Source organism: Pseudomonas sp. 1 (assembly GCF_056626735.1).
The window spans coordinates 1-24,546 of the sequence record NZ_JBWXMQ010000023.1; the positions used below are offsets into that span (position 1 = coordinate 1).

Annotated in this window: 16 protein-coding genes and 1 pseudogene; 5 read left to right on the forward strand and 12 right to left on the reverse strand. The window is 63.5% G+C overall.

The genetic code is table 11. The features are described from left to right. Nucleotides 1-86 precede the first annotated feature (86 nt). From AC1MDC_RS25965 to AC1MDC_RS25975, 3 genes are all read right to left on the reverse strand, one after another. Nucleotides 87-953 carry a DUF4123 domain-containing protein gene (locus AC1MDC_RS25965; protein WP_480393984.1) on the reverse strand — a complete coding sequence of 289 codons (867 nt, stop codon included), beginning with the start codon at nt 951-953 and terminating at the stop codon, nt 87-89. Further along, nucleotides 950-2,953 (reverse strand): type VI secretion system Vgr family protein, encoded by a 2,004-nt coding sequence (locus tag AC1MDC_RS25970; protein WP_480393985.1) that lies wholly within the window; start codon nt 2,951-2,953, stop codon nt 950-952. Before AC1MDC_RS25970 ends, AC1MDC_RS25965 begins: the two co-directional genes overlap by 4 nt. 231 nt (nt 2,954-3,184) lie before the next feature. Further along, complete coding sequence (locus AC1MDC_RS25975) at nt 3,185-13,711, reverse strand: autotransporter-associated beta strand repeat-containing protein (protein WP_480393986.1); 10,527 nt, start codon at nt 13,709-13,711, stop codon at nt 3,185-3,187. 314 nt (nt 13,712-14,025) lie between these two features. Between AC1MDC_RS25975 and AC1MDC_RS25980 the strand changes: the two genes are divergently transcribed. Both AC1MDC_RS25980 and AC1MDC_RS25985 read left to right on the forward strand, forming a co-directional pair. Beyond that, a complete protein-coding gene (locus AC1MDC_RS25980; protein ID WP_227232974.1) occupies nt 14,026-14,985 on the forward strand; it encodes a nucleoside-specific channel-forming protein Tsx in 960 nt (319 codons plus the stop codon). A gap of 14 nt (nt 14,986-14,999) precedes the next feature. Continuing rightward, complete coding sequence (locus AC1MDC_RS25985) at nt 15,000-16,022, forward strand: purine-nucleoside phosphorylase (RefSeq protein WP_480393987.1); 1,023 nt, start codon at nt 15,000-15,002, stop codon at nt 16,020-16,022. Between the two features lie 70 nt (nt 16,023-16,092). Here the strand turns inward: AC1MDC_RS25985 and AC1MDC_RS25990 are convergent, their stop codons facing one another. The 3 genes from AC1MDC_RS25990 to AC1MDC_RS26000 all read right to left on the reverse strand — a co-directional run bounded on the left by AC1MDC_RS25990 (nt 16,093) and on the right by AC1MDC_RS26000 (nt 18,123). Beyond that, nucleotides 16,093-17,049 (reverse strand): quinone oxidoreductase family protein, encoded by a 957-nt coding sequence (locus AC1MDC_RS25990; RefSeq protein ID WP_227232976.1) that lies wholly within the window; start codon nt 17,047-17,049, stop codon nt 16,093-16,095. A 31-nt stretch (nt 17,050-17,080) separates the two neighbouring features. Next, entirely contained in the window at nt 17,081-17,254 is a 174-nt protein-coding gene (locus AC1MDC_RS25995; protein WP_007958996.1) for a DUF1427 family protein, read from the reverse strand. A gap of 89 nt (nt 17,255-17,343) precedes the next feature. Continuing rightward, a complete protein-coding gene (locus tag AC1MDC_RS26000; RefSeq protein WP_170929772.1) occupies nt 17,344-18,123 on the reverse strand; it encodes an AraC family transcriptional regulator in 780 nt (259 codons plus the stop codon). A gap of 146 nt (nt 18,124-18,269) precedes the next feature. On the opposite strand from AC1MDC_RS26000, the gene AC1MDC_RS26005 reads away from it, so the two are divergent. Further along, on the forward strand, nt 18,270-18,497 hold the full coding sequence (locus tag AC1MDC_RS26005; RefSeq protein ID WP_065259393.1) for a DUF6555 family protein: 228 nt from the start codon (nt 18,270-18,272) through the stop codon (nt 18,495-18,497). A 38-nt stretch (nt 18,498-18,535) separates the two neighbouring features. After that, on the forward strand, nt 18,536-18,808 hold the full coding sequence (locus AC1MDC_RS26010; RefSeq protein ID WP_480393988.1) for a hypothetical protein: 273 nt from the start codon (nt 18,536-18,538) through the stop codon (nt 18,806-18,808). Between the two features lie 23 nt (nt 18,809-18,831). Here the strand turns inward: AC1MDC_RS26010 and AC1MDC_RS26015 are convergent, their stop codons facing one another. The 3 genes from AC1MDC_RS26015 to AC1MDC_RS26025 all read right to left on the reverse strand — a co-directional run bounded on the left by AC1MDC_RS26015 (nt 18,832) and on the right by AC1MDC_RS26025 (nt 20,016). Further along, entirely contained in the window at nt 18,832-18,999 is a 168-nt protein-coding gene (locus AC1MDC_RS26015; RefSeq protein ID WP_085705213.1) for a metallothionein, read from the reverse strand. 69 nt (nt 19,000-19,068) lie between these two features. Next, entirely contained in the window at nt 19,069-19,524 is a 456-nt protein-coding gene (locus tag AC1MDC_RS26020) for a DMT family transporter (RefSeq protein WP_480393989.1), read from the reverse strand. A 3-nt stretch (nt 19,525-19,527) separates the two neighbouring features. Next, nucleotides 19,528-20,016, reverse strand: coding sequence for a DMT family transporter (locus AC1MDC_RS26025; RefSeq protein WP_480393990.1), 489 nt, complete (start codon nt 20,014-20,016; stop codon nt 19,528-19,530). A gap of 110 nt (nt 20,017-20,126) precedes the next feature. Between AC1MDC_RS26025 and AC1MDC_RS26030 the strand changes: the two genes are divergently transcribed. Beyond that, nucleotides 20,127-21,062, forward strand: a complete 936-nt coding sequence (locus AC1MDC_RS26030; RefSeq protein ID WP_480393991.1) for a LysR family transcriptional regulator — start codon at nt 20,127-20,129, stop codon at nt 21,060-21,062. Between the two features lie 21 nt (nt 21,063-21,083). On the opposite strand, the gene AC1MDC_RS26035 is transcribed toward AC1MDC_RS26030, so the two are convergent. The 3 genes and pseudogenes from AC1MDC_RS26035 to AC1MDC_RS26045 all read right to left on the reverse strand — a co-directional run bounded on the left by AC1MDC_RS26035 (nt 21,084) and on the right by AC1MDC_RS26045 (nt 24,325). Further along, nucleotides 21,084-21,905 (reverse strand): methyl-accepting chemotaxis protein, encoded by an 822-nt coding sequence (locus tag AC1MDC_RS26035; RefSeq protein ID WP_371807413.1) that lies wholly within the window; start codon nt 21,903-21,905, stop codon nt 21,084-21,086. Nucleotides 21,906-21,989: 84 nt separating this feature from the next. Further along, nucleotides 21,990-22,766, reverse strand: a pseudogene (locus tag AC1MDC_RS26040) (cache domain-containing protein); the annotation flags it as partial. A 242-nt stretch (nt 22,767-23,008) separates the two neighbouring features. Further along, complete coding sequence (locus AC1MDC_RS26045; protein ID WP_085700431.1) at nt 23,009-24,325, reverse strand: Na+/H+ antiporter family protein; 1,317 nt, start codon at nt 24,323-24,325, stop codon at nt 23,009-23,011. Between the last annotated feature and the right edge of the window lie 221 nt (nt 24,326-24,546).

A 24,546-nucleotide genomic window follows, 5' to 3' on the forward strand; every position in this document is an offset into this window, starting at 1 on the left:
TACATGGGTTTGTTGCAGCGGGCAAGCTGCGGGCGCAACGATGGGGGCTTTCGAGGCGGCGGCAGCGTCGAGAATGGCGGGATGGGTCATGGGCGTTGCCTTTGACTGGCCCAACGCTGCGCCACATCAACGGCCAGCGCGACACGCTCGCCCGGTGATTGCAGCGATGGCGTATGGAGCAAGTGGTGGATTTGCGGGTGTTGGGCGATATCGCGGCTGTCGAGCAACGCCAACAGGTTGGCGAAGTTGAACAGCTCGGATCGGCTGCTCAGGCCAAGCGCGCTGGCCTGGGTTTCCATTTGCTGCAGCGTTGGCCAGCGCTGGGTCAGGGTTTCGCCGACATGAAATCGGGAAAAGTGCTTCAACAGATGCGTATCCAGATCCAGCAACGCTCGGCGCCGATCAACCTGATCCAGCGCCGCGTTCTGTTCAGGGTTCAGGCAATAAGGAACAGGAAGCTCCGGACATTCAGCCTGCCGAGGCCGATGGATGTGCCAGGCATCGTTGACGCAGTCCGCCGTCACCACACAGGTCAAAGGCCCGAACAAACGCTGATCGCCACTGGCATACAGCGCATGCACCACCCCGGCATCGGCCAGCCGCAACAGCGCCGATTGCCCGGCCGGCAATTCGACACTCAGCAGTTTGCGCAAATGCTCGCCAACGCTGTGCATCGGCGCGCAGCTGAACAACAGCACGCCCCACTCTTGCGCCGCGTGTTGCAGGAAGAACCGTGCCAATGGCTCGTCAGCCCGCTCGATGGCCACGAGCAGAGGCGACAGATCGCGCAGTGCCGCGAAGGGTGGCTGGTCGTACAGAGCCAATGTGCTGACCGAAGGGCTGATCTGCCTCAACCGCGTTGGCAGATCACTGATCGTCGCCCCGTCCAGCAGCAAAAAAGCCTGTTGTCGGGTCCATGGCAAATCGTCAGGCAAATCAGTCAAAAGGCTCACGCGCTGGCAGCCTCGCAGATCAGGCAACGCGAGGCGCGCGCAGACACCAGGGCGTGGCGTTGCCGAATCGGATCAAATGCCACTTTCAACAACGGCAACGCCCCAGGCACCAACGGTTCCGCCGCCATTCCCGGCGCAGGTGCGCCGCCCTGCAGAATCGGCACGCTGCTGCAAATGCCTTCGGGCCCCAGCGTCAACCAATGCCCGCCGGCCTTGATCGTCACATGGGTGCCGCCGTCGATGACCACTTGCTGACCGGCCCCGAGGTGGATTTGCTGGCCGGCGCTGAGCCGTTGGCTGGCGACACGAACGTGGCGGTCGCCATGCACCCACAGGTGATCTTCCTGTTTGAGTTCAGTCAGGCGATTGCCATGGGTCAGATGGTGTTCGTCGCTGTGCAGCTCATGACTGGCAATGCCGCCAACGACCACGGTGCGTTGATTGTCGACCTGGACTCGCTGGTCATTGAGCACAAGCTGGACAAAGTCACGTTGCGCGCGGATGGCGATCTCTTCGGCGCCTTTTTTGTCCTCGATGCGCAGCTCGTTGTAACCGCCACCACCGGGGGTGCTCTGGCTGCGCCAGATACTGCGAGTCTGCTCTGCCGGCAGATCCAGCGGCACTGGCGTCACGGCGTTGGCTAAACAACCCAGCACGAACGGCTTGTCCGGGTCCCCCTCGGTGAACCCGACCAGCACTTCCATGCCGACGCGCGGAATCTGCACGCTGCCGTATTGGTCATGAGCCCAGCCTGTGGCTACGCGCAACCAGCAACTGGATTGTTCATTGAGTTGGCCTTCGCGGTCCCACAGCAGTTGGACTTTCACCCGGCCGTAGGCATCGCAGTAAATCTCTTCGCCGGGCGGCCCGGTCACCACGGCATGTTGGTTGCCGTTGATTCGGGGTTTACGGTGTTCGAGGGCGGGGCGAAAAATGACGTCCCAGGGCGTCGCGACGAAGTGGTTGCGATAGCCCTGAGTGAAGCCGTCTGCGGTAGCGAGGTCGGTCGTTGACTCTTCCAGCACTTGCGGTTGCCGGCCAAGATGATCGACGCTGGTCAGCAGCCATAATCCGTTGTAATCGTCGCGTGGGTGTTCCCTCATGTCGACGAAACTGCCACTGCGCAGCAGGCTCTGATCGCTGCGCCCCCGGGCTTGACGGTAATCGGCGCGATGCCGCTCAAGGGCACGCTGACTGAGATGTTTACCCCGGTCACGATGAATGAACTGACCCGGAAAGCGGTAATCCTCAAGCACTGGAAGCCGTGCCTCTTTGGCTTCGGCGTCCAGTTGCACGGTTGGCTTTTCGAAGTGGTAATCACGGCGGCTGACGTGTGTGGTGCGGGTTTCCAGGCGGACGTTGAAGCGGTCTATGACCGCCGCTTCGGCCACCATGCCGCTGCCTTGTGCATAGGCCGTCGGTGCAGCCGGCATAGGGAAGGCGCTCTGATCATCACCGAATACCAGCAGGTGCCCGTCGCGACTGTGCTGAAAATGAAAGTGCAGCCCCTCCTCCTCACACAAGCGCTGGATGAAGAACAAATCCGTCTCGTCAAATTGCACGCAATACAGGCGAGGCCGGTATTCGGCGCTGAGCTGGAAGCACCAGGCATCCGGCTGCATGCCATGGTCACTCAACACACGAGCGATGATTTGCGGCACGCTCTGATGCTGGAAAATGCGTTGGTTATGACGATGGGCGAGATAGGCCAGATGTGGCACCAGAACAATCTGGTAGCGGGTCAGGCGTGTGCCAGAGTCACCTTGGGCGACCCGATGGATCTGGCCGTGAATGCCAGAGCCGTCCGGGCAGAACGACAAAAAGGCTGGCTGGTGCAGCAGGGATTCGAGATCAAGGTCTCGGCGTTCGCTGACCAGCTCGAGTTCGACCTCGTAGGTCTGGTTGAGCGCTTCCCTGGCCCGGAATTCGAAGACCTGAAGGTCGTGGGGAAAACCCTCTATTTCGAGTGTGAATACAACGGGTGTGCTGGCGCCAAACATCCACATTTCCCTGTACCTTTTTCAGGCTCGGGACTTTGCGTGGGTCTACGGTTCGACGCAGTCAGGACAATCGTTTAATCGTGTAGGACATGTCCGTGATGCCATAAACAGGCCTGCAGTTTCAGCAACTTCCTACAGTAAGTTCCGAGTTCCGGTGAAGGCAACTGCCGCTGGCTGTGATCGGGCAAAAAAAGCCGCCCTTGCGGGCGGCTGAAGTGCTTCGCTCCTGAATCAGAACCCAAGGCTGAAGCTGATGGTCATCGCATGGTCGTTGCTCTCGTTCGACAGCTGCCCCGAATAGCCGATGCCAAGTTTGCCGGTCGGGCTGATCTGGAAGTCCACGCCTGCTTCGACCACTGCGCTGTCCTTGGCAATCGGCACGCCCTGGGTGTTGAACGAGGCGCCGCCGTCGATGAAGGTCAGGTCGGCGTCAGGCTTGGTGTCGCCGAAGGCATGCCGCCAGCCGAGCGCCGCACGCGGGGTGAATTGCCCGCCGTTGGCCAGGGTGATGACCTTGCCGGCGCGCACGCCCAGGGTCGAGAAGGTGATGTCCTGATCGGACTCGGCGCGCAGACGCCCTGCTCCGCCCTTCTCTTTGGCCTTGTCGCTGTCGTAGTTGACGTACGCCAGACCGGCGAACGGTTCCAGGGCAATTCCGGCCGCTTCGATGGCATAGCCGACTTCACCGAACACCTGAGCGCTGCGCGCGTCGTAATTGGCCTTCAACCGGTCGTTGTAGGCGCCGACGCTGACGTCGCGCTTGGTTTCGATGTCGTGCCAGCTGTACGCCGCGCCAAGACGCACTGCCAAAGCGTCGAATTGCGAGTTGAGGTACGCCGCCAGGTGGTAGCTTTCGACCGTGGCATCCGAGCGACGGTCATGGGCATCCAGATCGCTGCGGGTGTAACCGGCGGCCATGCCGACGCGCCACTGGTCGTCGAGCTGCTTGTCAGTGCCGAGCATGAAGCCGCTCAGGTTGCGATCCAGTTTCGCACTGTTGCTGTCGCCGTCCGACTCGCCCCAGGCGCCGAGGGCACGGGCCCAACCGACCATTTCGCCGTGGCAGCCGTTGCTGCTCAGCTGGTTGTCGCTTGGGGCCAGGGCGCGGCGTGGATCGTCCGGCGCGCTGCACGATGGCTGGCGCATACGGTCGTTGACCGCGTCGCGCACGTAGCGCGAATCCTCGAGCATGGCGCTGGCGGTGCTGGCATGAATTTCCCCCGACAGGCTGTCGAAGGCGTTGCGTGCCCCGGCCACGCTGAGGTTGACGATTTCGCCCTGCAACGCACTGCCCGCCGCGCCGTTGCGCATCAACGCCGAAGCGGTGTTGCGCTGGTTGCGGGTGGCGGCGACGTCGACGAACGAGTTGCCGTTGCGGCTGACCACCAGATTCACCGCGTTGGCGTCGTACACCAGCGCAGTATTCAGGAACGCGTATTGCGGCAGATCGGCGGCGCTGAAGGTGCCGGTCACCCCGCCACCGGCGGTGATCAGCGAGTACACGGTATTGCCGGTGAACGGTGCCAGACTGTTGACCTGCAGACCGCCGCCCAGGGTGGCACTACCACCGACCGCCAGCGGTGTGGCGGTCGGCGAGCTGACGGTCAGGGCCAGCACACCGTCGGCGGCGTTGCTCAGGTTGCCGGCGACACTCAAGGTGCCGTCCTCGCCACCGGAAGCCACCACGCCATGGTTGACCACCGAACCGACGCTGCCATTCCCGCTCAGGCCTGCGCCATTGGCCACGGTGACCTGCCCGGCGAGAGAGGCTCGCGCCGCGCGGCTGCCGACTTGCAGCACGCCTTGATCCACCGCCACGGTGCCGCTGAAGGGTTGATTACCGGTCAACAGCAAGCGTGCCGCACCGCGTTTGGCCATGGTTCCGACACCGCTCAGGCGTCCGTTGAACTGACCATTGGCGTTCTGCTGGAACACCAGCGAGGCGTTGTTGAGGATGTTGCCTTGCAGGCTGAGGGTATTACCGATCAGCGTACCGCCGCTGACGGTGGTGCCGCCGCTGTAGGTGTTGGCCCCGCTGAGAACCAGAGTGCCGGAATCGAGCTTCTCGATGCCGCCACTGCCCACCAGCGGTACGGAGATTTCCGTGCTGCCACCGGCATTCACTCGCACCGGCGCGAGGCTGCCGCCCGGACCGTTGACCGGGGTCAGCGTACCGCCAGCACCTGGAACCAGGTTGTAACCGCTGGCGAGGAACTGCAACCCGGTGAAGTTCTGATTGCCTTGCACGGTGACCGTCCCGCTCTGCCCGCCGAACACGGCGAACTGACCGTTCGACGCCAGCGCCTGAGTACCGCTCGGATCGGTCCAGTTGGTGCCCGGGCCCCACACGCCACTTCCGCCCCCGATGCTGCCATCCGGGTTGGTGGTGCCGCCGTTCCAGAACTGCACTTCACCCGGCGTGTTCTGCACCAGCAGGTTGACCTGATTGGCCAGCGCGGTCTGCAGGGTCAGGTTGGCCGCCGACACCGGCAGGCTGCCGTAGACCAGACCGTTGTCGGTCAGGCTGCCGCCGTAGCTGAACAGTTGATAGACCCCGGTGCCGAAACCGCCGGCGTTGCTGATATTCAGCGTGCCGTCGAGAGTCAGGTTGCCGGCGACGTTGACCACCGTGGTGGAACTCGCAGCCGAGCCCAGGGAGAAGTCCAGGTTGGTGCCCGACGACAACACCAGCGAACCGACCGACAACGGCGTTGCAGTGCCGCCGCCCGTCAGCGTCGCACCGTTGGCCAGTTGTACGGCGCCTGCGAATACGCCGCTGCCGCCGATTTTCGCCCCGCTGGCGACATTGACGTTGGCACTGTTGAGCACACCGTTGACGTTCAGCGAACCGGCCTGCACCGATGTGTTGCCGGTGAAGGTGTTGTTGCCGGTCAGCAGCAAGGCGCCGGTACCGGTTTTATTGAGTGTGCCGGCGCCCGTCAGATTGCCGGTGTAGCTGCCGTCACTGTTCTGCTCGAAGGTCAGCGTCGCGTTGTTGACGATGGCGCCTTGCAGGCTGCTGGTGTCGCCACGGGTGCTGCCGCCGTTCAGCGTCGTACCGCCGCTGTAGGTGTTGGCGCCGCTGAGGACGAGGTCGCCACTGCCGTTTTTCACCAGACTGCCGCTGCCGGTGATCGCGCCGATCAGCGTGGTGTCCTGGTTGCCGGCCAGGGTCAGTTGCGCCCCCAGGTTGATGGCGTTGGCCAGTTGCAGTGCAGAGGTGCTGTCCAGGGTGCCGTTGCCCAGCACGCTGAGGGCGCCGCTGCTGATCGCACTGTTGTTGCCCAGAATCAGCGAGCCGCCGGACAGTTGAGTACCGCCGCTGTAAGTGTTGCTGCCGTTGAGGGTCAGGCTCGATGCGCCGGTCTTGATCAGACTGCCGCTGCCGCTGACCACACCGCCGAGGGTCAATGCGTTGGAGCCGGCGACGGTGAGTCCGCCGTTGAGCACCACGGCGTTGGCCAGGCTGACCGCTGTGTTGCTGTCCAGCGCCGTGCCGTTGGCGGCGGTCAATACGCCGGTGCCAAGGGCCGAGTTATTGCCGACCACGATCTTGCCGCCGTTGAGCGCGGTGCCGCCGGTGTAACCGTTGGCCGCGTTGAGCACCAGGGTGCCGGTGTCGTACTTGCCCAGTGTGCCGGCGCCGTTGAGCGCCACGCCCACGGTGGCGGTGACGTTCGGGTCGACCCGCACGGTCGCGTTACCCAGCGATCCGTTGACCAGATTCAGCGAACCGGCCGCGCCGTTCTGCAGGCTGTAGCCATCGGTGACGAACTGCATGCCGGTGATGGTTTGCGCACCGTTCACCGTGACGGTGCCCGCCGTCCCCTGGAACACCGCGAAGCTGTTGCTCCAGGCCTGATTGGTGGTGCCGTTGACGTCGGTCCAGTTGGTGGTGCCGGTGCCCCAGGTGCCGCTGCCGCCATCCACCGAACCGTTGGCGACGAGTTGGTTGCCGTCCCAGAACTGCACGGTAACGCCCGGTGCGGTAACCAGCAGGTTGATCTGGTTGGCCAGCGCGGTTTGCAGGGTCAGGTCGCCCGGCGTGACGCTGCCCGGCACGGTGCCGATCAGCATGCCGTTGTCGGTCAGACCGCCGGTGTAGTTGATCAGGCGATACACGCCGCTGCCGAATCCGCCGATATCGCTGACGTTGAGGGTACCGTCGAGGGTCAGGTTGCCGCCGACGTTGACCAACGCGTTGCCGCCACCGGAAACCGGTGTGCCGAGGCCGACATCGAAGTTGGAGTTGGCGTTGAACACCAGCGAATTCACCGACAGCGTGCTGCCGGTAGCGCCGGCCAGATGGCCGCCGTCCGCCACGGTCACGGCCCCGCCGAGCGAGCCGCCGCCGGTCAGGGTGCCGCCGCTGTTGACCAGCACATTGGCGCTGTCCAGCGAACCGCTGACGTTCAAAGTACCGGCGTTGACCGTGGTGTTGCCGGTCAGGCTGTTGAGGCCGGTCAGGGTCAGCGTGCCGGTGCCGAGTTTGCTCAGTTCGCCGGTGCCGGTGAGCACGCCGTCGAAAATACTGCTGGCGTTGTTACCGCCGATGCTCAGTGTATTGCCGCCGCCGATCAGTGCGGTGCCGCTGCCGGTCAGGCTGGCGAGGCTGCCGGAGCCGCCGAGGTTGAGAGTCGCCGCAGCGCCGAGATTGACCCCGGCGTTGCTGCCCAGCGCCGAGTTGCCCAAGGTGGTGAGGCTGCCGGCCTGCACGTCGAAGGTACCGCTGAAGGTGTTGTTGCCGGTCAGCGTCAGGTCGGCCAGACCGTTCTTGGTCAGTGTGCCCGCGCCGGCGATCACGCCACCGAGCGTCAGGTTGTTGTTGCCGGCCACGCTCAGGTTGGCATTGACGTTAAGGTTGTTGGCCAGCACCAGCGGGGCCGTGCTGTCGAGAGTCGAGGCGCCCGCCACGGTCACCGCGCCGGAACCCAGGCCCGCCGAGGTGCCGAGGGTCACGGTGCCGGCGTTCAGCGTGGTGCCGCCGCTGTAGGTGTTGATGCCGTTGAGGGTCAGGTTGGAGGCCCCGTTTTTGATCAGTGCCCCGCTGCCGCTGACCACACCGCCGAGAGTCACGTCGCTGCTGCCGGTGTTGGTCAGATTGGCGTTGAGCACCACGTTGTTGCCCAGCGACACCGAGGTGTTGCTGTCCAGCGCCGAGGCACCGGCCACGGTCAGGTTGCCCAGACCGAGGGCGCCGTTGCTGCCGGCGGTCAGGGTGCCGGCATTGAGGGTGATGCCACCGAGGAAGTTGTTGGCACCGCTGAGGATCAGATTGGCTGCGCCGTTCTTGGTCAGGCTGCCGGCGCCATTGATGGCTCCGCTGAGTGTCAGATCGTTGCTGCCGACCACGCCAAGGTTGCCTGCCAGGTTGATCGCATTACCCGCCGTGACGGCGCCGCTGGCATCCAGGGTGGTACCGTTCGCCGCGTTCAGGGTGGCAGAGCCCAGCGCCGCGTTCGACGCCAGGATCAGACCGCCCGCATTCAGTGCCACCGGGCCGAGGAAAGCGTTGTTGCCGCCGAGCGTCAGACTGGCCGATCCGTTCTTGATCAAGCCACCGGTACCGGAAATGACACCGTTGAGGGTCAGCGCATTGCTGCCCAGCACGGTGAGGTTACCGTTCAGCGTGGTCGCATTAGTCAGGGTCACGGCGGTGTTGCTGTCGAGTTGCGTGCCGGCGTTGGCGATCAGCGCGCCGCTGCCCAGTGCGGTATTGCTGCCGACCACCAGGGTGCCGCCATCGAGTTGCGTGCCGCCGGTGTAGCTGTTGGCGCCGTTGAACACCAGGGTGCCGCTGTCGAGCTTGTTGAGAATCCCGCTGCCGTCAATGTTCACGCCGACCGTGGCAGTCACGCCCGGATCGACCCGCATCGCCGTGGTGCCACCGCTGCCGTTGACGGCGGTCAGCAGTCCCGACGTACCGTTGACCACGTTGTAGCCGTCCGTGAGGAACTGCATCCCGGTGAACAGCTGCGTGCCGTTGACCGACACCGTGCCCGCCGTGCCCTGGAACACCGCGAAGTCGCCGGCCCAGGTCTGGTTGAGCGTCCCGTTGACGTTGGTCCAGTTGGTGTTGACGGCATCCCATGCTCCGCTGCCGCCATCGACCGTACCGTTCGGGATCGTCTGGCTGCCGTCCCAGAAGCGAATATTGGCGTTCGGCGCGGACACCAACAGGTTGATCTGGTTACCGACCGAGGTCTGCACCACCAGATCGCCCAGGCCAAACCCCACAGGTACACCGGCCACGGTCAGGCCGTTGTCGGTCAGTGCCCCCGTGTAGTTGAACAAGCGATAGACCCCGACGCCGAATCCGCCGGCATCGGTAACGTTGAGATTGCCGTCGAGGGTCAGGTTGCCGCCGATGTTCATCAGCGAGGTGGTCGATGGCGTCGCGAGGTTCGCATCGATATTGCTGTTGGCAGCCAGAACCAGTGACGCGGCAGACAGGGTATTGCCCGAAGACAACGCCAGGTGGCCGCCATTGTTGACGTTGAGGGTTCCGAGGATCGAACCGCTGCCGGTGACGCTCGCGCCGGTATTGACGCTGACCTGGGCGCTGGCCAGCGAACCGCTGAGGTTCAGGGTGCCGCCGTTGACGGCAGTGTTGCCGACGAGGCCATTGATCCCGGTCAGGTTCAGTGTGCCGGTGCCGACTTTGGTCAAACCGCCATTGCCGCTGAGATCGCCGTCGAAGGTGCTGGTGCTGCTGACCCCGCCCACGGTCAAAGTGTTACCGCCACCGATCTGCACGCCGCCACTGCCGCTCAGGCCATTGAGGCTGGCGTTGCTGCCGAGGTTGAGGCTGGCGCCGGCGCTGACATTGGCGCCGGAGGTATTGCCGAGTGCGCCGCTGGTCAGGGTGCTGACGCTGCCGGAGAGGATGTTCAGCGCACCGGTGAAGGTGTTGGTGCCGCTGAGGGCGAGGTCATCCAGGCCGGTTTTGATCAGGTTGCCCGCACCGTCGATCACCCCGCTGAGGTTCAGACCGTTGTTGCCGGCCACGGTCAGGTCGGCATTGAGCGTGATGTTGTTGCCGACGCTGAGCGCACTGCTGTTATCCAGCGATGCTGCGCCACCGACGGTCAGGCCGCCACTGCCCAGGGCACCGGCCGAGCCCAGCGTCAGCGTGCCCGCATTGAGCGTGGTGCCGCCGCCGAAGGTGTTGCTGCCATTGAGCGTCAGGTTGGCCGCGCCGTTCTTGATCAACTGGCCGGCGCCGCTGACGACACCGCCGAGGGCCAGGTTCTGGGTACCGCCGACACTGAGCGCTGCGTTAAGGACAACCGCGTTGGCCAGGCTGGCCAGCGAGGAACTGCTGTCGAGCGTGGCGGCACCGCCGACGGTCAAGGCCCCCGTGCCCAGTGCCGAGCTGTTGCCGACGGTCACGCTACCGGCATTCAAGGTAGTGCCGCCGATGTAGGTATTGGTGCCGTTCAGATTCAGGTTGGCCGCACCGTTTTTCACCAGACTGCCGGCCCCGGCAACGGTGCCCGTGAGGGTCAGATCGGCGCTGCCACCGACATTCAGCGCGCCGGCAAGGTTGACCTGGTTGCCCAGGCTGACGGTGGCATTGGTATCCAGCGTAGTGCCGGCGGCCGCATTCAGCGCACCACTGCCCAGCGCGGTGTTGCTGCCGACGATCAGTTTGCCGACGTTCAACGCAGTGTTGCCGAAGTAGGTGTTGGCGCCGTTGAGGACCAGATCGGCCGGACCGTTTTTGATCAGGCCGCCGACACCGGCGACGACACCGTTGAGCGTCAGGGCATTGCTGCCGCCGAGGGTCACGTTGCCGCCGAGGTTGACGTTGTTCGCCAGGCTGGTCGCGGTGCTGGCGTCCAGCGTGGTGTTGTTGCCGGCGTTGAGGATGCCGGTGCCGAGGGCGGTGTTGGAGCCGACGATCAGTGTCCCGGCGTTCAGCGACGTAGAGCCGGTGTAGGTGTTGTTGCCGGTCAGGCTCAGCGTCGAGGCGCCGGTCTTGATCAGGTTGCTGCCGCCACTGATGACGCCGCCGAGGGTCAGCGGGTTGGCGCCACCGGCCGTGAGGCTGGCGTTGAGGGCAATCGCATTGTTCAGCGTGACGTTGGCGCTGCTGTTGAGCGAGCCGCCCGAGCCACCGACGGTGAGCGTGCCGGTGCCGAGAGCCGCCGCGTTGCCGACGGTCAGGCTGCCGGCGTTGAGCGCCGTGCCACCGGTGAAGGTGTTGACGCCGTTGAGGGTCAGGTTGGCGGTGCCGTTCTTGATCAGTTGACTGGCGCCGCTGATGACACCGCCCAAGGTCAGGCCATTGCTGCCGCCGATGCTCAGATTGCCGTTGAGCGCTACGTCGTTGCCCAGGCTGACGGCGGCGCTGCTGTCCAGGGTCGCCGCGCCGGCGACGGTCAGGCTGCCGCTGCCCAGTGCGCCGACATTGCCGACAGTCAGGGTGCCGGCATTCAACGTGGTGCCGCCGAGGAAGGTGTTGGCGCCGCTGAGAATCAGGTTGGCCGCGCCATTCTTGGTCAGCCCGCCGTTGCCGCTGACCACTCCACCCAGGGTCAGGTTGGCGTTGCCGGCAATGTTCAGATTGCCGCCGAGCGCGACGGCATTGCCCAGCGCCACGGTGGTGCTGGCATCGAGCGTAGTGCCCGCCGCCGTGGTCAGTGCGCCCGTGCCCAGCGCGGTATTGGAACCGACAATCAGCGTCCCGGCATTCAGCGTCGTACCGCCGGAAAACGTGTTATTGCCGCTGAGGGTCAGGTTCGCGGTGCCGTTCTTGATCAGGTTGCCGGCACCGCTGATGACCCCGCTCAGGCCCAGTGCCTGTGTTCCGCCGATGGTCAGGTCCGCCGCCAGCGCCACCGCGTTGGCCAGGGTCACCGCCGTGGTCGCATCCAGCGTGGTACCCGCCGCCGCATTCAGCGCGCCGGTGCCCAGGGCGGTGTTGCTGCCGACCAGCAAGGTACCGCCGTTGAGCGCGGTGGTGCCGCTGTTGGTGTTGTTGCCGGTCAGGGTCAGGCTGGCCGTGCCACTCTTGGTAATCGCGCCGGTGCCGGAGAGAATGCCGGACAGGGTCAGGGCATTGCTGCCGAGCACGTTCAACGCGCCAGTGATGCCGATGTTGTTGGCCAACGTCACGTTGGCGGTGCTGTCCAGGCTGGTGCCGGTGGCGGTGTTGAGCACCCCGGTGCCCAAGGCATTGTTGTTGCCGACGCGCAAGGTGCCGGCACTCAAGGTCGTGGTGCCGCTGTAACCGGTGTTGGCGCCGCTGAGCGTCAGGCTGCCGCTGCCGGTCTTGGTCAGGCCGCTGGCGCCGCTGATCAGCCCGCCCAGGGTCAGGGCCCCGGTGCCGGTCGCCGTCAGTGTGCTGTTGAGGGTGAGCGCGTTGTTCAACGAAATCGGGCCGGAGGCCGAAATGCTCGACGCGCCGCCAACGGTAATGCCGCCGGTACTGAAGGCCTGATTGTTCCCCACCTGCACCACGCCACCATTGAGCACGGTACTGCCGGTGTAGGTATTGACCCCGGTGAGGTTGAGCTGGCCGCTGCCGATCTTGGTCAGGCCGCCGCTGCCGGACAGCACGCCGCTGAGCGTTGTGGCGTTGGTCCCCTGCACCGTCAGGCCGCCGGCACCCAGCGAGATCAGGTTGCTGATGTTCAGTCCGGCATTGCTGGCCTGCAGGATGCCGCCATTGGACGTCAATACACCGCTGCCGAACGCGCCATTGTCATTGAACAGCGCGACACCGCCATTGAGGGTCGTCGCCCCGCTGACCAACGGTCCCTGCAGGGTCCAGGTGCCGCTGTTGAGGGTCAGGTTGTTGAAGTTGACATAGGTGGCACTGGACGCCGTGCCTGAACCGGTGGTGCCGCCGCCGACACCGATGGGGTTTTGCAGAATCAGGGTATTGGTGCCACCTGCACCGCCATCGATCGTACCGGTCGGGGCGAAGGTCAGGTTGATGCCGATCAGGCCGCCAAGGCCGACGGTAACTTGCACGCCGTCACCGACGTTTACGCTCGAACCGGTGATCGCGTAGAACGTGTTGGTGCTGCCCGCCCCCATCGACACGCTGCCGGTGATGTTACCGGCGTTGGTGAAGGTATTGCCCGCCGCCGATGTCTCGAAGGCCACCCGGCCGTTGATCGTGCCGGTGCTGCTGTTGGTCATGACGACCTGGGAACCGCCATACACACCCACCACCGGCGTATCGGCCAGGGTGATCCCGCCCACCGACAGACCGGTCGAGGTGATCGTCCCGTTGTTGGTGATGGTGGTGGTGCCGGCCGCCGCATTGTTGACCCCTATCCCCAGGCCATCGATGCTGGTCAGGTTGAGGCCGAGCAGCATGCCGGTGCCACGAATGAGGCCGCTGGCGTTGTTGAGCACGCTGACCGTGCTGGAGGCGCCCGTTCCGATGAACGCGCCGCCGCTGAGCACGGACACCAGGCCCAGCAATGCAGGGTCGATGGTGCCGGAGTTGTTCAGGCTGATGTTGACGCCCGTCAGGTTGAGCACCTTGCCGCCGAGCGTCGCGTTCATCTGCGCGCCCGAGTTGACGTTGACCGTCAGGCCGTTGCTGGCACTGCTGAAGTCATTGAGAAACAGCGGCAGACTCGGCACCCCGGTGCAGGTCACCGTGGATCCGGCAGTGGAACAGGTTGCAAGCGCCGGTGCACTGACACCGCCGAACAGAAATCCGGCAACGCTCAGGTGCACAGCAAGGGAAAGCGGGGAAAAACGCGAAACGAGGGCGACACCAAACCTTGCTTCCACGGGATACTCCTTTCGTGGTCAATTTCATCCTTGAAAGCGCGCAACGGCAGGCAAATCGAACACGCGCATCAAGAGCGCGACGGTCTTCCAACCGTCTCATTCCCCAAAGACGCTAGTTGATGCCCTGCAATGGAACATTGGTTAAATGGCATTAATACTTTTGTGATAGAGCCTTCAGGAATAAGGATCCATCAGGTGCGCGCGCAAAACTGGTATGACTTGTGCAAACGTTTGCGAAGCGTCAATCCCGACACTTTGCCTCCACAATCGCACCACCCCGCCGTTACGGGGCCGATCCACAAAAAGGACTTTGAATGCACATTTCTTCCAGCCACCGCCGTCGCGGTATGCGTACCTTTGCTGTTTCCCTCCTACTGGCCGGCGTTACCGGAGTTCTCAGCCAGACAGCACTGGCACAACCTGCCTTGCCCGAAGAATCCGCCCAGGGCGAAGCCCTCAGCCCCGAAGTCAGCCCACCGAAAAAAGGCGAATACCTGTCGGACTGGTACAACCAGGACCTGACCCTGATCGGCAGCAAGGACATCAGCTTCGGCCCGCAACCGGCCGACGACATCTACCTGGAATACGAGTATTTCGGGCGCAAGGGCCCGTTCGAGCTGTACGGCTACATCGACATCCCGAAAATCTTCAACATCGGCAACAGCCACGACAAAGGTGTGTGGGACCACGGTTCGCCGGTGTTCATGGAGCACGAACCGCGCATCTCCATTGACTACCTCGCCGGCCGCAGCCTGGCCATCGGCCCGTTCAAGGAATGGTACGTGGCGTTCGACTGGATCTACGATCACGGCAGCCGCAAAGAGAATCGCGCCAACACGCTGTACAGCGGTTTCGGCACCGACATCGACACCCATTCGCGGGTCAATCTGTCGGCCAACCTGTACGGGCGCTACCAGTGGGAAAACTACGGCGCCAGCAATGAATACTCGTGGGACGGCTACCGCGCACAGCTCAAGTACATCGTGCCGATCGACAAATTCAGCAACGGTGCGTCGCTGACCTACATCGGCTTTACCAACTTCGATTTCGGCTCGGACCTGCACAAGGACAACCCGGCGCGCACCGCCAATGCCACGGTGGCGACCAACGTGTTGCTGTACTCGTTCACCCACTTGCGCTTCACCCTGGTCGGCCGTTACTTCCACAACGGCGGCAACTGGGAGGACGGCAGCGAGCTGAACTTCGGCGACGGCAACTTCCGCGCACGTTCCAATGGCTGGGGTTATTACGCCGGCATCGGTTATCAGTTCTGAATCAAGGAGCAAACATGAAAGCAATGACGCGTGTATCACTGGCCGCTGCCACCCTGCTCTCGTCCCCCGCGTGGGCGACCGAGGCACCGATTCAACCGAAAGTGGTGCTGATCACCATGTTCGCCCCGGAGGCACAGCACTGGATCGATCGCCTCGAACTCAAGCAGGAAATCCGCGTACCGGGCCTGTCGGCCGAGTACCCGACCGTTCGCTGCAACACGCAGCAGGTGTGCCTGATGACGACCGGCATGGGCCAGACCAACGCCGCCGCCTCAACCCTGGCACTGGCGCTGTCGCCGAAATTCGACCTGCGCAAAAGCTACTTCCTGATTGCCGGGATTGCCGGCATCAGCCCGAAACACGGGACCATCGGTACCGCTGCGTGGGCGCATTATCTGGTCGAATTCGGCACCCAGTGGGAACTGGACTCGCGCGATGCACCCTCGAGCTGGCCGACCGGTTACCTCGGCATCAACACCAAAGGCCCGAACGAAAAACCACCGCTGGACTACAAGACCGAAGTCTTCGAACTCAACCCGAAACTGCAAGCCAAGGCCTTCGCCCTGAGCCACAAGGTCGAACTGAGCGAAAGCAAGGAGTCGGCCGAATGGCGCCTGAAATACCCGGCAGCACCGGCCAATCAGCCGCCGGTGGTCACCCGTTGCGACACGCTGGCGGGCAACACCTGGTTCTCCGGCACACGCCTGAGCGAACGCGCCGAGGTCTGGACCAAACTGCTGACCGACAACCAGGGCGAATACTGCACCACCCAACAGGAAGACAACTCCACCTACGAAGCCTTGCTGCGTGCCAGTCGCGAGGGCCTGGTGGACGTGCAGCGCCTCGCCGTGGTGCGCGCCGGCTCCGACTTCGACCGCCCGGCGCCGGGCGGCAGCGAAGTGGACAACCTGCTCAAGTACGCCGATCAGGGCGGATTTGTGCCGGCCCTGGAAAACCTCTATCGCACGGGTAATCCGCTGGTGCAGGACATCCTGAAAAACTGGTCGGCGTGGGAGAACGGCGTCCCGCAGTCCTGAAACCCACAAAGCCCTGTGGGTGCGAACGTGCTCCCACAGGGCTGTGTGATGACATGAACAACAGCGACGATCAGGGGATAAGAATCACTTTGTCACCGCTGCCCTGATTCACATCCGCATAGCGCGCGAGCCCTTCGACCAGAGGCGCTTCGACCAGCCCTTGCGGCAGTGGCAGCAGGTCTTCGTCGAAGAACCGGCCGAACTGCTCGAGCATCGCCGCGCAGGCTTCAACGCCGTACAGCAACGAGTTGATACCGACTACCGAACCGCCCTTGCGATACAGCGCCAGTGCCGGCAGTTGCACATGCCCGTCCACCGGCGCAGCGATGATCGCGATCCGCCCGAAGGGCGCCAATGCCGCGACAGAGGCCGGCAGCCAGAAACCGGTGGTGTCGAAGATCACATCGGCGCCACCGCGATACACCGCGTTGACCTGTGCACCCAGATCCTCGGGTTTATCCAGCTGAATCGTCTGATAACCCTGAGCCTGCAAGTCCTTGACCTGCTCCGGACGCCGCGCTGCCGCCAGCAACTGCGCGCCGCGCACCTTGGCCAACGCCAGCGCCGCCGTCGCCACCGCCCCGCCGCCAATCACCAGCAAACGGGTTTCGGCACTGACCAGACTGCGCTCCAGCGCATCCCACGCCGTGGTGTAAGGCACGCCGAGGCTGGCAGCCTGGGTGAAGCTCAAATGCGAAGGCTTGTGCGCCACGCCATTGGCCGGCAGTTTGACGAACTGCGCATGGGAGCCATCGGCAAAAAAGCCCAGCTCACGCCCGGTGCCCCAGACTTCCTGACCGATCAACGCCTGCGGCCCTTCGACCACCACACCGGCAAAGTCCCGACCGGGAATACGTGGCAGCGTGGTGTACGGGAAGCGCCCGAGCACGTTTTTCACGTCGCTGGGATTGAGGCCCGCCGCCTTGATCTGCACCAGCACATCGTCAGCCCCCGGCACCGGCGTCGGCACCTCGACGAAGCGCAGGGACGACAGCTCGCCGGTTTTATCGAATTGCAGTGCTTTCATGGAAATCTCCACCGAAGGAAAAAGACAGGATTCAGGACAGCCAGCCACTGACCAGTTGCCGGCCCATCGGCCACAACTGCTCGCCCGCCAGCATGCCCAGCAGGCCCACCAGCGCGATGGTCGGCGGCGCCGGAGAACGGACATCCAGCGCGCCATACAGCAGGCCGACACCCAGACCGACGCCCAGTGAAATCAGGTAATTCATGGGATCACTCCGCCACACAAAGGGAATGGGCAAAGTCTAGGGAAAGGCTGCGACCGGCATCGGCCAAGGACTTCTGAATTTCGGCCAAATCAGCCGGCGAGCGGCCCGCCATCGAACTGCGAAGGCGCGACACCCAGCTCCCGGCGGAACATGTCGCTGAAACTGCTCGGCGAATAACCCAGCTCACGGGCGATCGCGCTGACCGGCACGCCCTGGATCAACTCCGCCACCGCCGTCGCCAACTGCACCTGACGCCGCCACTCGGCGAAGCCCATGCCCAGCCCTTCCTTGAACAACCGCGCCAGGGTGCGCACGCTGGCCCCGGCGTTCTCGGCATGTTGCTCAAAAGGAATGTCCAGCGACGGCGCGGCCATCACCGCCTGACACAGACTCATCAACCGCCGGTCTGCATCGTCCGGCAACGGGATCTTCAGCTGTGAACGCCTTGCACGTTTCAGCTCCAGCAGCGCCAGCCCGACCAGCGCCTCGTAATACTCGGCATCTCCGCTGTCACCTTGCGCCACCAGCCCGACGATCAACTCGCGCAGCAAACCGCCGACCTCAATCACCTGCACCGTCTCATCCAGCGTCGCCGCCAGCGCCGGACGCAGATAGATATTGCGCATCTGCAAATCCGACACCACGCGAATCCCGTGCGGCACCCCCGGCGGCAACCACACCGCCCGCTGCGGCGGCACCACCAGCGCCTCGTGCGGCGTCTCGACCCACATCACCCCGCTCATCGCATACAGCAACTGGCCCCAGACATGCTCGTGCGGCTCGATGAACAACCCGCGCGGATAGGTGCGCGCCAGCGGCTGTACGGGCACATCGGTGTCAGTGAGGTCGGGAGGTGCGGCGAGGGCCATGTGGAACATTCATCGGGATTGGCGAAGGCGTCATGGTAACCAGTCAGCCCGGTCCCTCGCCATTGATAGATACCGTCGGACAATCCGAGTGAATTTTCCCGATGCCCAGCGATCCTTCTATTACCACAGGGAGGAAGACCGGCTTTATGAACAACGCAAAACTGTTTGTCATCGAATACACCCTTCACGGCGCGCCCAAGTCGTTCATTATCCGCTCGGACAGAATGGACAACACCGAGGCGTGGCACTGGGCAAGCTGCGACGCAGGGGTCGGCCGCATCCCGCGTTTCGGCCGGGAGAAAGTGCAAAAGACCAGCAAGCCGATGGCAGAAAAATTCGGCGTGGAAAACGTGACGTGGCGTCCGGCAAGCTAAGCTTGCGCGCAGCTGGGGATTATTTCGGGGGAACACACATGACAACCATCAACAGCCCGGCGCACCTGGACTATGGTCTGGACACGCTGTTTGGCCGCATGACCCGAAGCGTCGACTGTCCGGTGGGTCTGGAGCCCGTCGAAAATGATCCCTTCCGCTTCGCCCTGCGCGTGCCGGCGCCCTTGCCGCAAGACCTCGAAAAAGCCAAAACCGTCGTCGTCAGCGTTGAAGGCCGTCGGCTGCAAGGGACTGTCCGCCATATCGAACGGCTGGACGATGACAGCCTGAAACTGGAAGTGGAGCCTGACTAGGCTCCACGTTTTCATGGCTTGCGTTATTTAGGATGCGCGCAGTGGCATCCCTTGCCGGTACATGCTTCGCCGTCCTTATGGTGATGCGCGCAGGCTTCACAGCAATAGTGTTTACCGTGCGCCACATAAGCGTGGTCGCCTTCCTTGATCTTGCAATTACAGCCCGGGCAATCGCATTTTCTATCTGGCATGGGACAGACTCCTTCGGTGGTGGTTGTCTGAGACCTGAAGAACAGGTCGTACCACCAGTGTAGAAGCTGTCAGTCCGCCTGCCGCACACTGCTGCGATACATGAACACCAGCGCCAGCCCCAGGCAGACCATCGCCAGAATCCGCGCGCCCGACAGCTCCATGGCGGGGTTGCCCAGCCAACCGAAATTGTCGATCAACATCCCCATTCCCAACTGCCCGACAATCACCGCCACCGTCGCCACCGCAGTACCGATGCGCGGCACCGCACCCACCATGACCATCATGTACACCACGCCGAACAGTGCACCGCTGAGCTGCCATTTCGGTACGTCCAGCAGGCTGATCGCCTGGGCCGGTTCGAAAAACAGGATGAGCAGCCCCGTACTCACGGCGCCGACCGCAAACGTCAACAGGCTACTGCGCAGCACCCCAACGGTCTCCCCCAGCCGCCCGTTGATCGCCGCCTGCACACTCAACACCGCACCGGCCAACACCACCACCGCCAACAAAATAACCAGACTCATCACTCACCCCCGCGCAATCAAAACCAAAGCCGCCACAATCAACCCCAACGCCAGCCACCGTTCACCGTTGACCTTCTTGCGCGTAGCGCCAAACCAGCCGAAATGGTCGATCAGCACACTCTTGCCGACCTGCCCGGACAGAATCGCGATCATGGTCATGGCGATGCCGATATGCGGCGTGGCCAGCGTCAACACCACCACGTACATCGGCCCCAGAAACCCGCCGATCAACTGCCAGCGCGGCAGGTCGGTCAACGCCGGCCCCTTCTGTGGCCCCGCAAACAGCAACAGCAAAAACAGAATCGCCGACCCGACCCCGAAGATGCTCAAGGTCGCCCACAAATGCCCGACCTGCTCACCCAAGGGCCCGAGCAATCCGGCCTCCACCGACAAACCCATGCCGGCCATGATCACCAGCGGCAACAGCAACAAACGCAAACCAGGCCGGGCAACCGGGGCCGGCGCGGCACTCACTTCATCAAACGACTGCATCGGAAAACCTCTGAGGAAAACGATGGCGCGGATTATCGGCTGGCGCAGCTGTGCGATAAATGGGAGCATCCGGACAACACTTTTGCGCAACTCGCACAGCAGGACAGACGATGCACGGGCTCAACGAACTGGGATTCAAGGCGCTAAGGCTGTTTGTGGCGGTGCTCGACCACGGCAGTTTTTCCGAAGTCGCCCGCCGCGAGGGTGTGGCGCCCTCGTCGATTTCCCGGCAGATCCAGTTGATGGAACAGGCGCTGAACCAGCAATTGCTCTACCGTCACACCCGCGCGGTCACGCCGACCGAAGCCGGGCGCATGCTCGGCCATCACGCGCGGCTGGTGCTGGTGCAACTGGAGGAGGCCGAACAGGCCTTGCAGGAACAGCAAAGCGAACCGACCGGCCTGGTACGGATCAACGCCCCGGTGGTGTTCGGCCAGCGTCACCTCACGCCATGGCTCGGGCGATTGTGCGAGCGCTATCCGAAGCTGCAACTGGACATCCAGCAGACCGACCACTACATCGATCCGCTGCAGGAAGGCGCCGACCTGCTGTTCCGCATCGGCCCGCTGCACGACTCGAGCATGCAGGCGCGGATTTTGGCGCCGCACCGTTTTCAGGTCGCGGCCAGCCCGGCGTATCTCAAGCGTTTCGGCGCGCCCCGACATCCCGAAGACCTCGCCCGCCACCAGTGTCTGGCCTACAAGGGCGCGACCGGCCAGCAACGCTGGTTCTTCCGTCAGGATCAGGGCGAGTGGACGCCGTATGCAGTCAAGGGCCCGATCACCGGTAACCACGCGGACACGCTGACCCAGGCCGCTGTGCAAGGACTGGGGCTGGTGATGTTTCCGTCATGGCTGATCGGTGAAGCGGTGCGTGAGGGCACGCTGGTGCCGTTGCTGGGGGAGTATCAGGTGTCGAACAGCGTGGAGCCGCAGCAGATTGCGGTGCTGTGGCCGGGGAGCCGGCGGTTGTCGGTGAAGGTGCGGACGGTGATTGATTTCTTTGTTGAGTGTTTTGGCGAGGTGCCGTATTGGGACAGACCCTGATGATCTGTCCCGACAACGCCATCAGATACGGAACTGCCCCACCAACTTCCCAAGCCGCTGCCCCAACTCCGCCAGACTGCGCGAAGTCTGCGCCCCCAACTGTGTCTCATCCGCCACGTTATCCACCGCCACCGCAATCTGATGCACGCTGCGGTTGATCTCTTCCGCCACCGCCGTCTGCTCTTCAGCGGCGCTGGCAATCTGAGCATTCATCGAGTTGATCGTCGCAATCAGATCCGCCATCGCATCCAGCGACGCCCCCGCCTGATTGGCCTGGGCCGACGTACCGTCACCCGCCTCGCTGGAACGGCGCATCGCTTCAACCGCCGACTGCGTCCCCGCTTGCAAGCGATCGATCATCCCCTGGATTTCCTGAGTGCTGATCTGTGTGCGCGACGCCAGCGCCCGCACCTCGTCCGCCACCACCGCAAACCCGCGTCCGGCCTCACCGGCCCGGGCCGCTTCGATCGCGGCGTTGAGCGCCAGCAGGTTGGTCTGTTCGGCAATCGAGCGGATCACCCCGAGTACGCCGACAATCGACGACACGTCCTGTTGCAGGCTGTCGAGGGACACGCCGCTGCTGCGGATGTCGTCCACCAGCGCATGAATCTGTTTGATGCTGCCGGCCACCACGCGTTTGGCGGTCTGACCTTCTTCGTCGGTCTGCTGCGCGGCGACGGCAGCGTTCTGCGCGCTCTTGGCGACTTCCTGGGCGGCGGCGGACATTTCGTTGATCGCCGTGGCCACCTGATCGGTTTCGTGGCGTTGACGCTCCATGGCCTGATCGGAGCGCTGGGCCTGATCCGAGACTTGCGTCACCAGTCCGGTCAGTTGCGAGGTCATCTCGGTGATTTGACGCACCAGGCCGTGGATTTTGTCGACAAAGCGGTTGAACGAGCCGGCCAGTTCGCCGAGTTCGTCCTGGCTGGTGATGGTCAGGCGCCGCGTCAGGTCGCCCTCGCCCGCCGCGATGTCATCGAGGTTGGCTTTCATCAGGGTCAGCGGTCGCAGGATGGTATTGGCCAGCAGCATTCCCGCCGCCGCGATCACCAGCAGCACCACCACCGCCACGCCGACGATGCTCAGCACCACGCCCTGCATGCGTTCCTGCACCTTGGCCTCGACCACCGCCACTTGCGCTTCGATGCCATCGAGGTTGACCGACGTACCGACCGCCATGTCCCACTTCGCCAGGTATTCGGTGTAGCCGAGTTTCGGCACCAGTACTTGCGCGTTGCCCGGCAGCGGCGAGCTGTATTGCAGGTAGTGGGTGCCGTCCTTCGCGACTTTCACCAGGTCGCGATTGACGTAGACGCCGTTCGGGTCGCGGTTGTCCTTGAAGCTTTTGCCCACGCCTTCAGGATCGTTGGCCTTGAACAGGCGCACGGTCTCGGAGTCGTAGCCGAAAAAGTAGCCGTCCTTGCCGTACTTGATGCTCGACAGCAGTTTGATCGCTTGCGCCCGCGCCTCGGCGTCACCGGGAGCGGCAGCGTCGTACAACGGTTTGATGGTGGTCATGGCCACCGCGACATAGCTGGCCAGGGTGGCCTTGGCGTCGCCAAGCAGGCGTTCGCGAGTCTGTTCGACTTCCTTGCGCGCCTGTTCCTGGAGGATGAACAGCGTGGTCAGACTGATCACCAGCGCAAAGAGCAAGACCGGAAGGACGGCGAGGGACAGGACTTTAGCCTTGAGACTCAGGCGCATAGGGAACTCACTTTTTTGGTTTTGTTGGCGTGGTTACAGGCTATAACGGCACGCGAAACCAAAAGTTGAGCTGCAGCTTGAGATCGTTCCCACGCGGACGGCTCGACGCAGATCGTTCCCACGCTCTGCGTGGGAATGCCTCTTGTGACGCTCTGCGTCACGCTTTGGAACGCGGAGCGTCCCGGGCTGCATTCCCACGCGGACGGCTCGACGCCTCGACGTGGGAACGATCAACAATCAAGTCAGAGGACCATTGCGGCCACCCAGCCGAACGCCAGCAGCGGCAAGTTGTAGTGCAGGAAGGTCGGGACCACGGTGTCCCAGATGTGATGGTGCTGGCCGTCGATGTTCAGACCGGAGGTCGGGCCGAGGGTCGAGTCGGACGCGGGCGAACCGGCATCGCCCAAGGCACCGGCCGTGCCGACGATGCAAACGATGGCGATCGGACTGAAGCCCAGTTGCACGCACAGCGGCACGAAAATCGCCGCCAGGATCGGCACCGTCGAAAACGACGAGCCGATGCCCATGGTCACCAGCAGCCCGACCAGCAGCATCAGCAAGGCACCGATGCCCTTGCTGTGATTGATCCACGACGCCGAAGACTCGACCAGCGTCTGCACCTCGCCAGTGGCCTTCATCACTTCGGCGAATCCGGATGCGGCGATCATGATGAAGCCGATCATCGCCATCATCTTCATGCCTTCGGTGAACAGATCATCCGTCTCGCGCCATTTGACGATGCCCGACGCCGAAAAGATCAGGAAACCGGACAGCGCCCCGATAATCATCGAGTCCAGCAGCAGCTGAATAATGAAGGCCGCCGCAATGGCGACACCGGCGATCAACAGGCTTCGCGGGTTGTATTGCACCGCCACCTGCTCGACCTGCTCGATTTTTCCCAGGTCGTAGACGCGCTTCTTGCGATAGCTGATGAATGCCATGCCCAGGCCGGCCAGCATGCCCAGTGCCGGAATGCCCATGGCATGCGTGACGTTGATGCCGCTGATGTCCACGCCGCTGCGGGCAACGTTGGCCAACAGGATCTCGTTGAGAAAAATGTTGCCGAAGCCCACTGGCAAGAACATGTACGGCGTGATCAGGCCGAAAGTCATGACGCAGGCGATCAGCCGGCGATCCAGTTGCAACTTGGTCAGGACATAGAGAAGCGGCGGCACCAGCAGCGGAATGAACGCGATGTGAATCGGCAGGATGTTCTGCGAAGCGATCGCCACCACCCACAGCAGGCCGATCAGCAGCCATTTGACGCTGCCACCACCGCTCGCATGCTGGCGGTCGACCATCGCCAGGGCCTTGTCGGCCAGCGCATGGGCCAGGCCGGACTTGGCAATCGCCACGGCGAAAGCGCCGAGCAACGCGTAGGACAACGCCACCGTCGCCCCGCCACCCAGGCCACTGTTGAACGCCTTGAGCGTGGCGTCGATGCCCAGACCACCGGTCAGGCCACCGACCAGCGCACCGACGATCAACGCGATCACTACATGCACCCGGGACAGGCTGAGGATCAGCATGACGCCGACCGCAGCAATCACTGCATTCATTTCACTACCTCAAAAACACGACGGTGAAGCCATCCACCGCCAGACAGGATGAGTCCGGCCGGCAAGCCACGCGGCTCGCCAGCGGATTTGCATAGAGGGTCTTATTAGAAGGGCGCGCACTGTGCCGCAGAGCGGGCGCAGTGTCAAAGCGAGCGGTCGCGGCACTGTGTAACTTTCCATGATCAGACTGCTGAAGGTGGCATATCGGCCACAACATGCGT